12 protein-coding genes and 2 riboswitches are annotated in these 16405 nt (G+C 71.9%); of the genes, 4 read left to right on the plus strand and 8 right to left on the minus strand.

Going from position 1 to position 16405, the window contains the following annotated elements; translation table 11 throughout:
• Positions 1-201 precede the first annotated feature (201 nt).
• From JJ691_RS42580 to JJ691_RS42600, 5 genes are all read right to left on the minus strand, one after another.
• A complete protein-coding gene (locus JJ691_RS42580; RefSeq protein WP_211765098.1) occupies positions 202-3024 on the minus strand; it encodes an AfsR/SARP family transcriptional regulator in 2823 nt (940 codons plus the stop codon).
• A gap of 302 nt (positions 3025-3326) precedes the next feature.
• Entirely contained in the window at positions 3327-4595 is a 1269-nt protein-coding gene (glyA, locus tag JJ691_RS42585; protein ID WP_305874429.1) for a serine hydroxymethyltransferase, read from the minus strand.
• The gene (gene gcvH, locus JJ691_RS42590; protein ID WP_211765099.1) at positions 4592-4975 is read right to left on the minus strand and encodes a glycine cleavage system protein GcvH; all 384 of its coding nucleotides are present in this window, start codon (positions 4973-4975) and stop codon (positions 4592-4594) included. The genes glyA and gcvH overlap by 4 nt, the downstream gene beginning before the upstream one ends.
• A gap of 13 nt (positions 4976-4988) precedes the next feature.
• Positions 4989-6089 carry a glycine cleavage system aminomethyltransferase GcvT gene (gcvT, locus tag JJ691_RS42595; RefSeq protein WP_211765100.1) on the minus strand — a complete coding sequence of 367 codons (1101 nt, stop codon included), beginning with the start codon at positions 6087-6089 and terminating at the stop codon, positions 4989-4991.
• A gap of 30 nt (positions 6090-6119) precedes the next feature.
• Positions 6120-6210, minus strand: a riboswitch (glycine riboswitch).
• 1 nt (position 6211) lies between these two features.
• A riboswitch (glycine riboswitch) is annotated at positions 6212-6306 on the minus strand.
• A 76-nt stretch (positions 6307-6382) separates the two neighbouring features.
• Positions 6383-7006 (minus strand): helix-turn-helix transcriptional regulator, encoded by a 624-nt coding sequence (locus JJ691_RS42600; RefSeq protein ID WP_211765101.1) that lies wholly within the window; start codon positions 7004-7006, stop codon positions 6383-6385.
• Positions 7007-7275: 269 nt separating this feature from the next.
• On the opposite strand from JJ691_RS42600, the gene JJ691_RS42605 reads away from it, so the two are divergent.
• Both JJ691_RS42605 and JJ691_RS42610 read left to right on the plus strand, forming a co-directional pair.
• On the plus strand, positions 7276-7944 hold the full coding sequence (locus JJ691_RS42605) for a hypothetical protein (RefSeq protein ID WP_211765102.1): 669 nt from the start codon (positions 7276-7278) through the stop codon (positions 7942-7944).
• A 103-nt stretch (positions 7945-8047) separates the two neighbouring features.
• Positions 8048-10780, plus strand: coding sequence for an AfsR/SARP family transcriptional regulator (locus JJ691_RS42610; RefSeq protein ID WP_211765103.1), 2733 nt, complete (start codon positions 8048-8050; stop codon positions 10778-10780).
• 54 nt (positions 10781-10834) lie between these two features.
• On the opposite strand, the gene JJ691_RS42615 is transcribed toward JJ691_RS42610, so the two are convergent.
• Positions 10835-11683, minus strand: a complete 849-nt coding sequence (locus JJ691_RS42615; protein ID WP_211765104.1) for a MerR family transcriptional regulator — start codon at positions 11681-11683, stop codon at positions 10835-10837.
• Positions 11684-11850: 167 nt separating this feature from the next.
• Here JJ691_RS42615 and JJ691_RS42620 point away from each other — a divergent pair, with 167 nt between their 5' ends.
• A complete protein-coding gene (locus JJ691_RS42620; protein ID WP_211772069.1) occupies positions 11851-12453 on the plus strand; it encodes a LysE family transporter in 603 nt (200 codons plus the stop codon).
• A 42-nt stretch (positions 12454-12495) separates the two neighbouring features.
• On the opposite strand, the gene JJ691_RS42625 is transcribed toward JJ691_RS42620, so the two are convergent.
• Positions 12496-13347 carry a M23 family metallopeptidase gene (locus tag JJ691_RS42625; protein WP_249227374.1) on the minus strand — a complete coding sequence of 284 codons (852 nt, stop codon included), beginning with the start codon at positions 13345-13347 and terminating at the stop codon, positions 12496-12498.
• A 153-nt stretch (positions 13348-13500) separates the two neighbouring features.
• The gene (locus JJ691_RS42630; protein WP_211765106.1) at positions 13501-14400 is read right to left on the minus strand and encodes an esterase/lipase family protein; all 900 of its coding nucleotides are present in this window, start codon (positions 14398-14400) and stop codon (positions 13501-13503) included.
• A 109-nt stretch (positions 14401-14509) separates the two neighbouring features.
• Here JJ691_RS42630 and JJ691_RS42635 point away from each other — a divergent pair, with 109 nt between their 5' ends.
• Positions 14510-16252 (plus strand): hypothetical protein, encoded by a 1743-nt coding sequence (locus JJ691_RS42635; RefSeq protein ID WP_211765107.1) that lies wholly within the window; start codon positions 14510-14512, stop codon positions 16250-16252.
• Positions 16253-16405: the final 153 nt, after the last annotated feature.

The following is a 16405-nucleotide window of genomic DNA, read 5'->3' on the forward strand; positions in this document are numbered from 1 at the left end:
GCCGGGCAGCACGGTGGGGGGCGTGGAGGAGTCGCACCACCCGGCCGTCGTACCGGCGGTGGATTGCCACCGCCCGACAACCACGACGCTCATGGGCCCCAACAGGTTCAGACCCACTTCTCGGCGAGTCCCGCTCTGGGGCAACTGAATGTCGAGTGCCGGAACTCGACACATGGTTGTCTGAGAGCGGGACTCGCGGGGTCAGGCCGCCAGCAATGCTGCTATCTCGTCCGCTCGCGGATCGCCCAGCTGGGTGAAGATGGTGGCGGCGGCGAGGAAGGTCTCGCGGGCTTGGGAGAGGTCGCCGATGGCTCGCAGGACGGTGCCGGAGGCGTGCAGGGCGGAGGCCTCGCCGTGGCGGTCGCCGAGTTCGCGGAACACCTCGCAGGCCCAGCCGGCGTTGTCCAGCGCCCCGGTGTGGTTGCCCAGATCGAAGTGGATCTTGGCGAGCTCCAGGCGGCCGAACGCCTCGCAGCGGCGGTCACCGAGCTCGTGCACGATGTCCATGGACTTGTGCAGGTGCTCGACGGCCTGCTCGACCTCGCCCCGGTTGCGATGGGTCCGGGCCAACTTGCACAGGGTCATGCCCTCGTACCGCCGGTCGCCGAGTTCGCTGAAGATCTCCAGGGCCTGCCGCAGGTGGCGCAGCGACTCGTCGCCGAGCCGGCTGGCCGCGCCGATGTCGTACAGCAGCGTGGCGGTGCCTTGCTGGTCGCCGAGCCGCTGGGTGATGCGCAGCCCTTCCTGGAAGCAGTCCAGCGCCTCGTCGTATCGATTGCGCCGCCAGTAGGCGTTGCCCAGGCTGCGCAGCGCGAGCGCCTCGATCTCGGGCACGCCCAGCGCCCGCGCGGTGTTCACGGCGACCTGCTGGGTGGCGATCCAGTCCTCCCAGTACGACCGCAGCTCCAGGAAGTACACCAGCGCGGTCGGCAGCTTCCAGCCGGTCTCGTGATCGCCGAGCCGGCCGGCCTCCAGACAGGCGGCGACCAGGTTGACCCGCTCCTGCTCCAGCCAGGCCAGGGCCTGGTGGTACGTGCCGAAGGTGAGCGGCTCGCAGTGTTCGAGCACCGGCTCCAGCGGCACGGGCCGGTTCTGCGGCATCAGCACCCGGTCGGCGGCGGCCGCGGTGTGCAGGCACCAGGACATCAGCCGGCCGTTCGCGGCGGCCTGCTCTGACGGCGGTTCTTCGGCCAGCGCCCGCTCGGCTGCGTACACCCGGAGCAGGTCGTGCAGCCGGTACCGGTCGCGGCCGATCGCCTCCACGAGGTGACAGCTGCTCAGGCCGTCCAGCAGCCGCCGGGTGGCCACCAGCGGCGCGTCGGCCAGCGCGGCGGCGGCCGCGGTGCCGATCTCCGGCCCGGGATGCAGGCCCAGCAGCCGGAAAATCCGGGCCGCCTCGGGCTTGAGCGCGTGATACGACCACGAGAACACCGCCCGCACGGCGGTGGTCTCGTCGTCGGGGGAGGCCAGCACGTCCAGCCGGTCCTGCTCGTGGCACAGGGCGTCGGCCAGGTCGTTCACGGTCATGTGCGGCCGGGCGGCCAGGTTGGCGGCGATGATCCGCAGCGCCAGCGGCAGGTGCCCGCAGCGGTTGGTCAGCGTGGCCAGCGCGTCCGGGCAGCCGGTCAGCCGCTCCGCCCCGACGCTGCGCACCAGCAGCTCGCGGGACTCGCCGGCGGACAGCACACCCAGCGTGATCCGGTACGCCCCGTCCCGGGCGACCAGCCCGCCGAGCCGGTTGCGACTGGTCACCAGCACCATGCAGGTGTGCGAGCCGGGCAGCAGCGAACGCAGCTGGTCGGTGCTCGCGGCGTTGTCCAGCACCACGAGAATGCGCTTTCCGGAGAGCAGGCTGCGGTACATGCTGGCCTGCTCCTCGGCCGCCGACGGCACCTGGTGCGGCTCCACACCGAGCCCGCGCAGCAGTTGGCCGAGCGCGTCGACCGAGGACAGCGGCGACTGGTTGGGATGGAAGCCCCGCAGGTTCACGTACAGCTGGCCGTCCGGGAAGCGCTCGGCGATGTGGTGCGCGAAGTGCACCGCCAGCGCCGTCTTGCCGATGCCCGCTATGCCGTCGATGGCGGCGATCAGCACGCCGCGCTCGGTGTTGTCCAGATGTTGGCGCAGCAGCGCCAGTTCCGTCTCGCGGCCGGTGAAAGTGTTGATGTCGTGGGGAAGTTGGGCCGGCACGACGCGGCCGGCCGGCGTCGGCGCGGGAGCCCGACCGGGCGCTCGGCCGGCCAGCACGGGATCGTTGGCCAGGATCTGCTCGTGCAGCTGGCGCAGCTCCGGCCCGGGCTCGACGCCGAGTTCGGCGGCCAGCAGCCGCCGCGTCTCCGCGTACACCTCTAGGGCCTCGGCCTGCCGCCCACACTGGTACAGGCCGCTCATCAGCAGCCCGCGCAGCTTCTCCCGCAGCGGATGCTCGTGCACCACGCGGGACAGCTCGGCGACCACGTCGGTGGCTCGGCCGGTCTGCAACATGAGAGTGGCTCGGTGCTCGACGGCGCTCAGGTACAGCTCGGCCAGCCGGGTGCGCTCCAGTTCGGAGAACGGCCCGGGAATCCCGGAAAGCGGGGCCCCACGCCACAACGCGATGGCGCTGTCCACGTGCTCAAGGGCGGACTGCGGATCGGTGCCGGTCTGGCGCATAGCGGCCAGGTGCGACTCGAACGCCGTCAGGTCGACCTGGTCCTCGGGCAGCCGCAGCAGGTAGCCGGAGCCGGCGCTGGCCAGCACCTGGGACGGCGCGCGGTGGGTGCGGTCGGGCTCCAGCGCCCGCCGCAGGCCGGCGATGTAGGTGTGCACGCTGCCCTCGGCGCTGGCCGGCGCGTGCTCGCCCCACAGCGAGTCGATCAGCTCGGTGCGCGACACGGCTCGGCCCGCGTTGCTGGCCAGCACGGCCAGCACGGCCCGCTGGCGGGGCGCGCCCAGGTCGATCTCCACGTCCCCGCGCCACGCGCGCACCGGCCCGAGCACTTCGACCCTGATGGCCGAGCCGGGGTCGGTCGGGGGGACGGGCATCTCGCCTCCAGTTCGCGCCACCAGTGTTGCGGTCGGCCGCCCCGGGCGGCCGGTCCCGGAGCGCACAACGCGTCGAACGTGGCAGGTTGTTCCCGCTCGTCGAGGCGTCAACCCGCTCGTCGTATCACACCGGGCCGTCCGGGGGAACGGTTCGATCGTAGTGACCACGCGATCCACACAACTGAAAGCGCTGCCACACAAGGAAAGATGAAGAAGATTCGCACCGCCGAACGCGAGGAAGGGGGCTTTCCTGGCGTTGAACGCCAGGAAAGCCCCCTTCCCATCAAACTCTGAGGCGGCGCTCAGGCAATGCTGGGGTACAACGGGAAACGCTCGGTCAGCGCGACGACGCGGGCCCGCAGCGCGGCCGCGTCGAAATCCGGCGTGAGCGCGTTGGCGATGATGTCGGCGACCTCGCGGAAGGCCTCGTCGTCGAAGCCCCGCGCGGCCAGCGCCGGCGTGCCGATGCGCAGGCCCGAGGTCACCATCGGCGGCCGCGGGTCGAACGGCACCGCGTTGCGGTTGACCGTGATCCCGATGTCGTGCAAGCGGTCCTCGGCCTGTTGCCCGTCCAGTTCGGACTTGCGCAGGTCGACCAGCACCAGGTGGACCTGGGTGCCGCCGGTGAGCACGGTCGCGCCCGCGGCCACCACGTCGTCGCCCAGCAGCCGCTCGGCCAGGATCCGCGCGCCGGTCAGGGTGCGCAGCTGCCGCTCCCGGAACGACTCGCCGGCCGCCACCTTGAACGCCACCGCCTTGGCTGCGATCACGTGCTCCAGCGGACCGCCCTGCTGGCCGGGGAACACCGCCGAGTTGATCTTCTTGGCCAGGTCCTGCTCGCACAGGATCACGCCGCCGCGCGGGCCGCCCAGTGTCTTGTGCGTGGTGGTGGTGACCACGTGGGCGTGCGGCACCGGACTCGGGTGCAGCCCGGCCGCCACCAGCCCGGCGAAGTGGGCCATGTCCACCATCAGGTACGCGCCCACCGAGTCGGCGATCCGCCGGAACTCGGCGAAGTCCAGCTGCCGCGGGTACGCCGACCAGCCGGCGATGATCAGCTTCGGCCGGTGCTCCTGCGCCAGCCGCGCCACCTCGGCCATGTCCACGTGGTAGTCGGACTCACTGACGTGGTAGGCCACGACGTTGTACAGCTTGCCGGAGAAGTTGATCCGCATGCCGTGCGTCAGGTGCCCGCCGTGGGCCAGGTCCAGCCCCAGGATGGTGTCGCCCGGGTTCAGCAGCGCCATCATGGCCGCCGCGTTGGCCTGCGCCCCCGAGTGCGGCTGCACGTTGGCGTGGTCCGCGCCGAACAGCGCCTTGACCCGGTCGATGGCCAGCTGCTCGATCACGTCCACGTGCTCGCAGCCGCCGTAGTAGCGCCGGCCCGGATAGCCCTCGGCGTACTTGTTGGTCAGCACCGACCCCTGGGCCTGCAGCACCGCCAGCGGCGCGAAGTTCTCACTGGCGATCATCTCCAGGGTGCCGCGCTGGCGGGCCAGCTCGGCGTCGACCGCCGCGGCGACCTCCGGGTCCAGCTCGGCCAGCGGGGCGGTCAGCTCGACCGGCGTCACTCGCCCTCCTGGATCAGCGCGGTGTACTCGTCGGAGTCCAGCAGCTCGTCGGCCGGGCCGTCCAGCCGCACGGTGAACAGCCAGCCCTCGCCGAACGGGTCGTTGTTGACCACGGCCGGGTCGTCGGCCACGGCCTGGTTGACGTCCACGACCTCGCCGGTGACCGGCGCGAACAGGTCACTGACCGACTTGGTGGACTCCAGCTCGCCGCACGGCTCGCCGCCGGTGATCGAGGCGCCGGCCTCCGGCAGCTGGACGTAGACGATGTCGCCGAGCTGCTCGGCGGCGTACTCGGTGATGCCGACACGGGCGATGCCGTCGGAGACCGACACCCACTCGTGCTCGGCCGTGTAGCTCAGGTGGTCAGGGACGGTGCTCATGCGCGCAGGCCTCTCAGGAAGAACGACGGTAGAATGGCAGCTCGACGACGTCGACGGGGGTGATCGTGCCCCGGATGTCGACGGCGAGCGCGGAACCGGGCACGGCGCGGTCGGCGTCGACGTAGGCCATCGCCACCGGATGGCCCAGCGTCGGCGACGGCGCGCCGCTGGTGATCTCGCCGATCCTCGCACCGTCGGCCGGATCCACCACCGGGTACCCGTGCCGCGGCGCGCGGCGGCTCTCGGTGACCAGGCCGACCAGCTTGCGCGCGGGCGTCTCGGCCGAGGCCTTGGCCAGCGCCGCGCGGCCGACGAAGTCGTTGGGCTTGTCCAGCTTGACCACCCGGCCCAGGCCCGCCGCGTACGGCGTCAGGGCAGTGCTCAGCTCGTTGCCGTACAGCGGCATGCCGGCCTCCAGGCGCAGCGTGTCGCGGCACGACAGTCCACACGGGAGGACCTCGCCGGCCTGCGCCACCGCCGTCCACACCGCCTCGGCGTCGTCCGGGGCCACGAACAGCTCGAAGCCGTCCTCGCCGGTGTAGCCGGTGCGGGCCAGCAGCGCGGGCCGGCCGGCGACCGTGGTCGGGTAGGAGGCGTAGTACTTGACCGTCGCCAGGTCGGTCGGCGTCAGCGGGGCCAGCAGCGACACCGCGCGCGGGCCCTGCACCGCGATCAGCGCGTACTCGGTGGACGCGTCGCGCACCTCGGTGTCGAAGTCCTCGGCCCGGTCGACTAGCTCGCCCGCCACCAGGGCGGCGTTGCTGGCGTTGGCCACCACCAGGTAGTCCTGCTCGCCGGTGCGGTAGACGATCAGGTCGTCCAGGATGCCGCCGTCGTCGGCGCAGATCATGGTGTAGCGGGCGCGGCCCACGCCGATCGCCGAGGCGTGCCCGACCAGGGCGTAGTCCAGGGCCTGGCCGGCCTGCGGCCCGGACAGCAGGATCTCGCCCATGTGCGTCAGGTCGAACAGGCCCGCGCCGGTGCGCACGGCGGTGTGCTCGGCCACGTCACCGGTGTAGCGCAGCGGCATCTGCCAGCCGGCGAAGTCGGTGAACTTGGCGCCGAGTCGCTCGTGCACGTCGTGCAGCGGCGTACGGCGTGTGTCGGTGCCCATCAGGAGACCCCTCGTGTGGTGGAGTGAGCCTCCCCCTCTGTCATGGGCCTGAGAGTTTCACCGGGCGAGCCGGCTTTCCCCTTGGGCGAGGCGCGATGGGCACGCCTGCTTTTCAGAGTCGCCTGTCCCGAGCGGTAGGGGGGCCTGAGAGATTCCGGGGAGGATTTGCTCCTTCGGCGCCTGCCCGACATCGACAGGTCTCTCCCGCTCGGTCTGAACAGCGAGAATGTACTTGTGGCGGCCACGGTATGAGCTAGTGGCCGCCACGGTCAAGATTCCAGAGTCTTACCCCTTCAGATCACACCCGACCGCATGGCGTACGCGACCGCGTGCGGGCGGTTGCGCAGGCCCAGCCGGTTCATCACCGCGTAGACCACGTTCTTCACGGTGCGCTCCGAGTAGGAGAGCTTGGTGGCGATCTGGGCGGTGTCCCAGCCCTCGGCCATCAGCCGCAGCACGTCGATCTCCCGCGGCGCCAGGCCGGAGGCGGTGAGGCCGTTGGGCCGCAGCACCTCCTTGTGCAGCCGCTCCACCTGCGCGAGCAGCGAACCCAGCAGCGTGGGCGGCATGTCCCCCATACCCCGCTTCGCCGCCAGCACCGCGTGCACCAGGCGCTCGCCGCTGGCCGCCGCCTTGGGCAGCACCGCGACCACGCCGCACTCCACCGCCGCGAGCAGATCCGCGTCGTGGAACCGGTCGGTGACCAGCACGATCTTCACCGGCGTCGCCTCGGCGGTGCGCCGCAGCAACCCCATCACATCAGCGTTGACCGCGTCCGCGCACACCACGAACACCTGGGCCTCGGACAGTCTGCGTTCCGGCACCACCTGGAGCTCAGCCCGCGCCCGCAGGCAGCTGATCGCGCCGGCCAGGGTGATCGGATCGCCCGCGTGGACGGCTACCCACACTCTGTCCATGGTGTCCTCCTCGCTGTGTACCCCCAGGAACACACTCTGCAACGACCTTCTTCAGAGGATCTTCACGACGCCTCCATGTCGTAGAGAAAGTCCTGACCAGCGGTTTTGTCGAAGTCCACTCGAACGGACTACTGGCTCAAGGGAGAAAAGGGCATCCAGACGCCACGATCGGGCACATTCTCGGTCTGTTGGCCCTTGACGTTCCTGGTTGACGGGGGACCGTCTCAAGTAGGCTGCCGGCAGTCCCCCGCGCGAGCAGGAGGAGCCTGTTGGTCGTCGAGGATGCCGCCGCCAGTGTCTCCCGGACCACCGCCGAACGGGCACGACTGCCCGAACTGGCCGATGTTCTCGCCGCCTGTGCCGGCCATCTGTCCGACGAGCTGCTCACCGCCGCCCGGTTCTGGCTGGCCGAGGGCCGCTTCCTGGACGTGGCCCGGGCCGTCTCCTTCGCCGTTGTCCATCTACACGTTCCGGTGACTGCGCAGCACCACCGCACGTTGGTCGACGCACTGGTGACGGGCGGTCACGATCCTGTCGCAGTCCGTGGCGTGGAGCCGGCGCGCTGGCCGCCGGCGCTGCCGTTCACCTTCGTGGACGGCGGCTGGTCCGGCGACGACCGGACGGACGAGGCCGCGGTCGCCGCCGTGGCCGGCTATCCCGGCGTGCACGGCATCTGGCGGGCCTGGCGGATGCCGCTGGACGGCTCGCCCTGGCCGGCCCCCAAGCGGGTCTATCTGGTGCAGGCCGGCGAGCAGGTGGACGTGGTCGCGGTGACCGCCCGGACCCAGCAGTCGCTGGCCGCCGCGGGCGAGCCCGCCCCGCAGGTCGAGGCGTACGCGGTCGGCTCGCGGCTGGCCGCCTACCAGTTGACCGTCCGCCGCAACGGCCTGCTGCTGTGGACCTGTCAGACGACAAATGTGGACCAAATCACATCTTGACGTGCCGCCCTTGTTCCCTCTTGTGCATGTACCAGGAAGAATGGCGGGCGGGGGTACGACCCCGGCCAGACCACGAGTCCGGCCGGGCTGGGGAGGAAGCTGGATGTCCGACGACGGTGTCCGCGGCGCTGTTCTCCGGGTCGCCCTGCTGGGCCCGGTGCGGGGCTGGGCGGGGGACCGCGAGTTGGAGCTGGGCGCGCCGATGCAGCGGGCGCTGTTCGGCCTGCTCGCTCTCAGCCCCAACCGGATGGTCGCCCGGTCGGAGCTGATCACGGCGCTGTGGGGTGAGGCGGCCCCGGCCAGCGCCGAGGGCAGCGTGCACACCTATGTGGCGGGTCTGCGCCGCGCCCTGGAGCCGAACCGGACGCATCGGGCGCCGTCCACGATGCTGGTCAACGCCGGCCCGGGCTACCTGCTCCGGATGGAGCCCGAGGACCTGGACGTCAACCGGCTCAACACCCATCGCGAGCGGTCCCGGCTGCTGCGCGGCGAGGGTCGGCGCGAGCAGGCCGCCGCCGAGCTGGACGCGGCGCTGGCCCTGTTCCGCGGCACCCCCTTCGACGGCCTGTCCTGCCCGTACGTCGAGCAGGAGCGGCCGCGCCTGGCCGAGTTGCGGCTGCTGGTGATCGAGGAGCGGGCCAGCCTGATGCTGGAGCTGGGCCGGCACCACGACCTGGCCGCCGAGCTGCCCGCGCTGGTCCGCGAGCACCCGCTGTGGGAGCGGCTGCGCGGGCTGCTGATGGTCACCCTCTACCGCTGCGGCCGGCAGGCCGACGCGCTGGAGGCCTACCAGGAGGCCCGCCGGGTGCTGGCCGAGGAGTTGGCCATCGAGCCATCCCCGGAGCTGCGCCGGCTGCACGGCAAGATCCTGCGCAACGACCCGGAGCTGGCCGCGCCGCAGCCGGCCCGCCCGGCCGCCGAGCCGGCCGGCGGCCCGGTGCCCGCGCAGCTGCCGCACGACGTGCCCGGCTTCACCGGCCGTGCGGCCGAGATCGCCGAGCTGGACCGGTTCCTGGACGAGACGTCCAACTCGGTGCTGATCTCGGCCATCGACGGTGCCGGCGGCATCGGCAAGACCGCGCTGGCCGTGCACTACGCGCACCGCATCACCGACCGCTTCCCGGACGGGCAGCTCTACGTCAACCTGCGTGGCTTCGACCCCAAGCTGCCGCCGCTGATGCCGGTGGACGCGCTGGGCTCGCTGTTGCGTGGGCTGGGCGTGCCGGCCCGCCAGGTGCCGGCCGACCTCGACGACCAGGCCGGCATGTACCGCAGCATGGTGGCCGGAAAGCGCATTCTGGTCGTATTGGACAACGCGGCCAGCACCGACCAGGTGCGGCCGCTGCTGCCCGGCTCACCGTCCTGCGCGGTGATCGTGACCAGCCGCAACCGGCTGAGCGGGCTGGTGGCCCGGGACGGGGCCCGCCGGATCACCCTGGACGTGCTCAGCACCGACGACTCGGTGCGGCTGATGGCCGGCATGCTCGGCGACAAGCGGGTCGAGGCCGAGCCGCAGGCCGTCACCGAGCTGGTCCGGCTGTGCGGGCACCTGCCGCTGGCGCTGCGCATCGCCGGCGACCGGGCGGCCACCCACCCGCACCTGATGATGTCCGACCTGGCCGGCGACCTGTCCAACGAGCGGGACCGGCTGGACGTGCTCGCCCCCGACGACGACGAGTCGACCGCGGTCCGGGCCGTGTTCTCGTGGTCCTACCACGCGCTCAAGCCCGATTCCGCCCGCGCGTTCCGGCTGCTGGGGCTGCATCCCGGCGCGGAGTTCAGCACGACCGCCGCCGCCGCGCTGACCGGCCTGCCGGTGCCGATGACCCGGCGGCTGCTCACCGACCTGACCGACCGGCACCTGCTCGGCGAGGTGGACCGCGACCGGTACCGGCTGCACGACCTGCTGCGGGTGTACGCCGCCGAGGAGGTCGAGGCGGGCGAGGACGAGCGGGACCGGACGCTGGCCGTGCAGCGCATGGTCGACTGGTACCTCTACACCGCCAGCAACGCCGACAACGGGCTGCGCGGGCAGGCCAACGACATGCCCATCGGCGACCCGCCCCGCGAGTGCGCGCCGCTGCCGTTCGGCGGCTATCTCCAGGCGTTGCAGTGGTTCGACGCCGAGAACGAGAACCTCGCGGCGCTGGACCGGCTGGCCGGCGACACCGGCCGGCACCTGGCCGCGTGGCGGCTGGGCGTGGTGGTGTGGGAGTACCACCGGCTGCGTCGGGACTTCGAGCAGCTCATCACCTATTCCCGGCTGTCGGCCGCCGCCGCGCGGGCCCTGCGGGACCCCATCGGCGAGGCCCTGGCCCAGAGCTGCATCGCCGCCTCCAGCGCGCACCTCGGCCGGCACGCCGACGCGCTGGCCGCGGTCAAGCGGATGCCAGCCGTCGAGTACGGGGCGCAGGACACGCACCGGGAGATGAGCACCCTGTCCAACCTGGCCGAGGCCCACCGGGCCAGCGGCCTGGTAGGCGACGCGCTGGCCCACTACCGCAAGGCCCTGGGGCTGGCCCGCATCGCCGGAAGTCGTTGGCACGAGGGCGATCTGCTGCGCGGGCTGGGCGAGACCTACCTGGAACTGGGCGAGCTCCAGCACGCCCTGGACTGCTGCCGCTCGGCGCTGACGATCTTCCGCCAGCTCGGGGACCTGTACGCGCAGAACAGCGTGCTGCAGAACCTCGGCGGCACGCTGTTGGCGTTGGGCCGGCACGACGAGTCCGTCGGCTCCTTCGCCGACGCGGTGGCGATCGCCCGTCGTATCGGGCACCGGCACGCCGTCGACCAAGGCCTGCAAGGCTTGGCCGCCGCCAAGGCCGAGGCCAGCTAACAGTTTGTGTGTCTCCAAGACCTACAAACCCCGCTGTGGAGGTCTTCAACCGACTCAAACCTCCGCCGGGTTTGGGGTGGTTGAAGACCCTCCAAGGGTGGGTTTGTGGTTCTTGGAGACGCTCAAACTCCGGGTAGTGTCCACTGTGGATCGATCGGCGTTGGCCACGATGGCGTCGTGCACGTACTGGGACAGGCCAGGCATCATGTCGTCGTAGTTCTTGCCACGGCGGTCGTTGACGCGGTAGTGCTCGGCGAGGCCGCGGTGGGTGGCGTGGTCGCAGTCGTGGAACCAGCGGTCGGTGTGCTTTCGGTGCTGCTCGGCCAGATCCATCGCCACCGGGTCGGTCGCCGGGACGCCGGCGAGCATCGCCTCGGCCAGCCCCCGGTTGATCTCCGCCAGCTCGGCGCGGAGCTTTTCCCAGTCCTGTTGGGTGTATCGGGCGGTGCGTTCCTGGCGTTGGGTGAATTCCTTGGTGTCGCCCCAAGTCTGGCGTGCGTCCTCGGCGTGGGCGACGAAGTTGTTGTCCCCGAACACTTCTCGCCGCTGCTGCGGAGTGAGTCCGATGCCGGCCTTGCGGGCCGCCAACTCCTCGTCGATCACCGCCAGCATCGCGGTGAACCGGGCGATCCGCTCGGTGAGCAGTTCTCGTTGCCGGTGCAGGTGATCGGCGTCCGTGTGGTCCGGATCCGCCACTATGTCACCGATTTCCGCGAGATCCAGGCCCAACTCCCGGTAGAACACCACCCGGTGCAACAGGCGCAGGTCCTCGTCGGAGTAGAGCCGATAGCCGGCCGGGCTGCGGCTGTTCGGGCGGACCAGGCCGATCTGGTCGTAGTGGTGCAGGGTCCGCACCGACACCCCGGCCAGTTCGGCCGCCGCGCTGACTGTGTGCTCGCTCATGGCACCACTGTGCGGCCTCACGTCGCGTGAGGGTCAAATCCGTTTGCCATGTCCGCTGACAATAGGGCCATGACCACTCTCGCCACGCTGTCGATGTGCCCCTCCGCCACCGCGGGGCGGGGCCAGCAGCAGCGCTGCTGTCCGGGAGGATCGACTCCGCCCCGCACGTGAGCGCGGCGCTGGTCGCCGGGCTCGTCGCCGGCTATGGCATCGCCATCCCGGTTGGCGCGGTCGGCGCTTATCTGCTGGCCCTCACCGCCCGAACCTCGCTGCGCATCGGCGTCGCGGCCGCCTTGGGCGTCGCCACCGCCGACGGCCTCTACGCCCTGATCTCCACGCTGGGCGGCTCCGTGCTGGCTCCGCTGATCCAGCCCGTCACCGGCCCGCTGCGCTGGGTCTCCGCCGCGGTCCTGGTCACGCTGGCCGTCCGTGGAGCTCTGAAGGCGTTCAGCAGCTACCGCCGACCGGCCACCGTGGACCGAGACCTGGCTGACCCGTTCCGGGCCTACGCCGTCCTGCTGGGCATCACGATGCTCAACCCGATGACGCTGATCTACTTCACCGCGCTCGTGCTCGGCGGCCCGACCACCGGCGACGGCGCCGTGTTCGTGCTGGCCGCCTTCGCCGCCTCGGCCAGCTGGCAACTCCTGCTGGCCGCCGGCGGCGCGCTGCTGGGCCGGCTGCTGACCGGTCCGCGGGGCCGCCTGGTCACCGCCCTGGCCTCCAGCGCGGTGATCGTGGGGCTCGCCGTTGGTCTGGTCATCTCCTGACCGCGAACGAAGGAGAGCCGCGACCTCGCCCCGCGCGGCATGTCACAGCGTGATACCGCGGGCGTTCAGCCACGGGACGGGGTTGATCTTCTTGCCGCTCGGGTCCCAGACCTCGAAGTGCAGGTGCACGCCGGTGGACTCGCCGCGGTCGCCCATCCTGGCGATCTGCTCGCCGGCCTGCACGTGCTGGCCGACGTGCACGGAGAAGGTGTCCATGTGGCCGTACACGTTGATGGTGCCGTCGGCCAGCCGGACCCGCACCCACAGGCCGAAGCCGCTGGCCGGGCCGGCGTCGATGACCACGCCGTCGGCGGCGGCGACGATGGCGGTGTCCATCACGTTGGCGATGTCGATGCCGTAGTGGAACGCGCCCCAGCGGCCGCCGAAGCCGGAGGTGAAGGTGCCCTCGGCGGGCTTCACGAACAGCGGGCGGTGCTCCTCGGCGTACTTGGCGGCCGCGGCGGCGGCCAGGTCCGAGGTGACCTTCTCGCTGGCGGTGAGCTTCTGGGCCTCGCTGGCGGCGTCGGTGCCGCCCCGCTCGATGGGCAGCACCTCGGGCGCGCCGACGGCGTCGCCGCCGATGCCGAACGCGGCGCTGGCGTCGCGGGTGTCGGCCAGCGGCCGGACACCGTCGGTGGTGTGCGAGGGGGTGAGGGTGCCGCCATAGGCGGCCGCCGTGAACGCGCCGAGCGCGACGGCGGCGACAGCGACTCGGCCGCGGAGCGCGGCGGGGGGAGCGGGGAGCCGGTGGGAGCCGCGGGTGCGCGGGGTCGGCACCCGGGGGACCTCGTTGTGCTCGACACGCCTCGGGGTCGGCGTGGTGGAGCGTTTCGAGCCGCCGGGGGAGCGGTACTGCGTCAAAGCCTGCCCTTCCGCCTCGGGGAGCCCGGTCACGCGGCGAGCCGGGCGGGGGTTCCCGGACGGCCGCATTCGGGGTGGCGGCCGCGTGTCGCGTACGTGATCAGACCGTGACAACGGACCGCGAGAAGGTAACGAAGTCGATCCCCTAGGGGCAAGCCCTGGCGCGGGCCCTCGCTCGAACGGGTCTCAACTGGAAAGCTCGGACGAGGCGCTATCACTGTGCGTGTACGGCAATGTGCGGAGAGGCTTGTACCCGCTGGTAGCCCGTTCGGACGGACGGTCGTGCACACGAACGAGGCAGTCGGCGACCAGGCGTGACGCGCGCGAGTCCACGGGCAGGGCCCAGTGACCGACATCACGCAGGCAGTGCTCCTCGATGTCCAGGTCCGGGTGGCTGAGCCGGGCGTTGGACTGGGGCAGCACGATCTGGTCGGCCGGCGTCCACACCGACACGAACCGGGTCCGGCAGCCCGGGGCCGGCTCGTCCAGCTCGGCCAGCAGTTGCGACCCCGGTCGCAGCTGGCGCGCCAGCCCGGTCGGCAGCAGGTACGCCGCCACCGTGCCCCGATGCGGCGTGCCCAGCGTGACCAGCGTGTGGATCCGCTCGTCGCCGCCGCGCCGCTGCACGTAGTAGCGGGCGATCAGGCCGCCGAGCGAGTGCCCCACCACGTGCACCCGGTCCGACCCGGTCAGCTCGCAGACCTGCTCGACCTGCTCCCCGAACATCGACGCGGCCGTCCGCACATCCCCGGTCACGGCGGTCAGCACGCTGTAATTCACCGCGTGCACCACCCCGAATCCCCGTCGGCGCAGCGCGGCTCCCAAAACCGTGAACACGGACCGGTTGTCACCTATTCCGTGCAGCAGCAGGATCGGAGTACCCGCCGCGTCCATCGCCGAAACCAGCAGTCCACGGGCCCGCGGGGACATGGCGTCGGTCCGGTAGTGGACGTAGGGCCCGTCCGGGTGGAGGCGTTCCGCGGTCGCGCCCCAGGGGTAGAGTGCGGCGTGCGCGGCCAGCCATGCCGATTCGACGGCAACACCCCGTAGGGTGCTGGCCAGTCGACCGAGCACACCGTGACCCATAAGTGTGACGGTAAATTAACTGTGCAACTTTCGCGATACATACCAGTTCACGATTAGTCATCTCCTCGCTGCACACTGCCCGTCCGTGCGGTGTTGTACGGTCGCCCCCGTGAGTGAGCGGCCGAGGTCCCCACACCCACGTCTCGCCGATCGGCGGGCCGCGCGTGGTTATGAGCCGGAACCGGAGCTGGAGCCGCTGGACACGGGCCTGCGGCCAGCGATCGCTGTCGCCGCGGTCGGCGCTGTTCTCCAGGTCGTCGGCCTGATTCTCGGCGTGGTGGACGCCCCCGCCGGCTACACCTCCTGGCCGCTGGCGGCCGTGCTCGCGGTGCTGCCGCCGATCGCCGCCGCGATTTTTGTCGGCAGCCGCCGGCCGGCTGCCGCCGGCGCGCTGCTGATGGTGTTCGCCGCCGTCTCCGTGGGCCGCGTCATCGACGCCGTGCAGCTGGCCGTGGACGCCGGCCGGGTTTCCCGGCCCGACCTCGTCGCCGTGTCCGGCACCGTGCCGCCGAGCCCGACCGTTGGGTTGTGGCTGCTCATCCTGGGTTTTGTCGTCACGGTGGTGGCCGGCGTGCTGGCCCGCGACCGCGGCCAGGCCGCCGACGAGGAGCCGCGCCGCGGCCTGGTCGTCGGCGCTGCCGGGCTTGGCCTGCTGGTGGCGATCGGCCTGGTGATGGCCCCGTTCTCGTCCAGCAACCCGCTGCTGCCGGCCGACGGCGTGTTCGACGCGCCGGCCCTGGCCCTGATCGGCGGCCTGCTGGTGGCCCTGGTGATGCCGGTCGGCGCGGCCGTCGCGGCCAGCGCCGGCGACTCCGACACGGTCCGCGGCGGCATCGTCGGCGTTGGGCTGGCGGCGCTGGTGGTCGAGTTGCCGCCGGCCGTCGCCGGCCTCGTCCTCCCGGAGTTGCACCCGTCGGCCGGGCCGTGGATCACCCTGGTCGGCGTCGCGCTGCTGGTGCCGTTCGCGTTCGTCTCGCTCGGCCGGCAGGAGCGGAACCTGGACCAGGACGTCGACCTGCCGGGGCGGGGCAACCTGCATCTGGGGGCCGGCATCGTCGGCCTGCTCGCGGCCGTGGCCGGGCTCGTCGCGGTGGCGCTGCCGCTGCTGTCCGTGCCGGACGGCGCGGCCGTGCCCGAGAACTACGCCATCCGCCTGCTGACGCCGGCCAGCGTGCTGGTCGGCCTGCTCGCCGTCGGTCTGCTGGTGCCGGCCTGGGCGGCGCGGGTGCGGCCCGCGTTCGTGGTCGCCTGCGCCGGCATCGCGCTCACCGTGGCCAGCGGCTTCGACACCGTGCTGTCCGCGACCGGCGTGATCACGAGCAAGGCGACGCCCGGCGCCGGCGTCTGGTTCGGTGCGCTGGCCGTGCTGTTGGCGCTGGTCGCCGTCATCATCGCGACTCTGGCCGGCGCCCTGGAGCGCGAGGACGTCGACCTGTCCGAGCTGGCGGTCCGGCCGGTCCTCGGCTGGGTCGCCGGCCTGGCCGGGCTGCTGGCCGTCGGCGCGTTCGGCTTCCCGGCGGTCGCCGGCCCGGGCTACGAGTCCACCGGCCTGTGGACGTTCCGGATCGGTTCCACCGGCTCCGTCGTCGCGCTGCTCGCGGTGATCGTCGCCGCCGCGCTCGCCGCACGCTCCCGGCCGTCCCGTGGGGCGGCCCTGCTGTTCGGCGCGGCCGGGCTGGCCGTCGTGCGGGCGCTGGAGTTCGTGTTCACCGGCGGCCGCGTCACCGGCGCCGGGCCGGCCCTCGGCACCTGGCTGGCCGTCGGCTGCGCCGTCGTGCTTCTCGTCGGCGGCGTGCTGGCGGTGTCCGGAAAGAGTGAATCGTCGGCCGGCGAGCGGGATTCGCAGGTTTAGTGATTACGCCAGTCGTGATCGACCTCACGGCGGTTGTAAGGCACCTCACCGCTCCCCCGTGCGCGGGTCGTTCCGCAGGCCGATAGGGTCGGACACGGCCGTTGTCCAGTGGTTTCCTCGGGTGATGATCGCCCCATTGACCTCGCGCGCGGC

It is taken from the genome of Kutzneria sp. CA-103260 (assembly GCF_018263855.1).
Taxonomy (GTDB): domain Bacteria; phylum Actinomycetota; class Actinomycetes; order Mycobacteriales; family Pseudonocardiaceae; genus Kutzneria.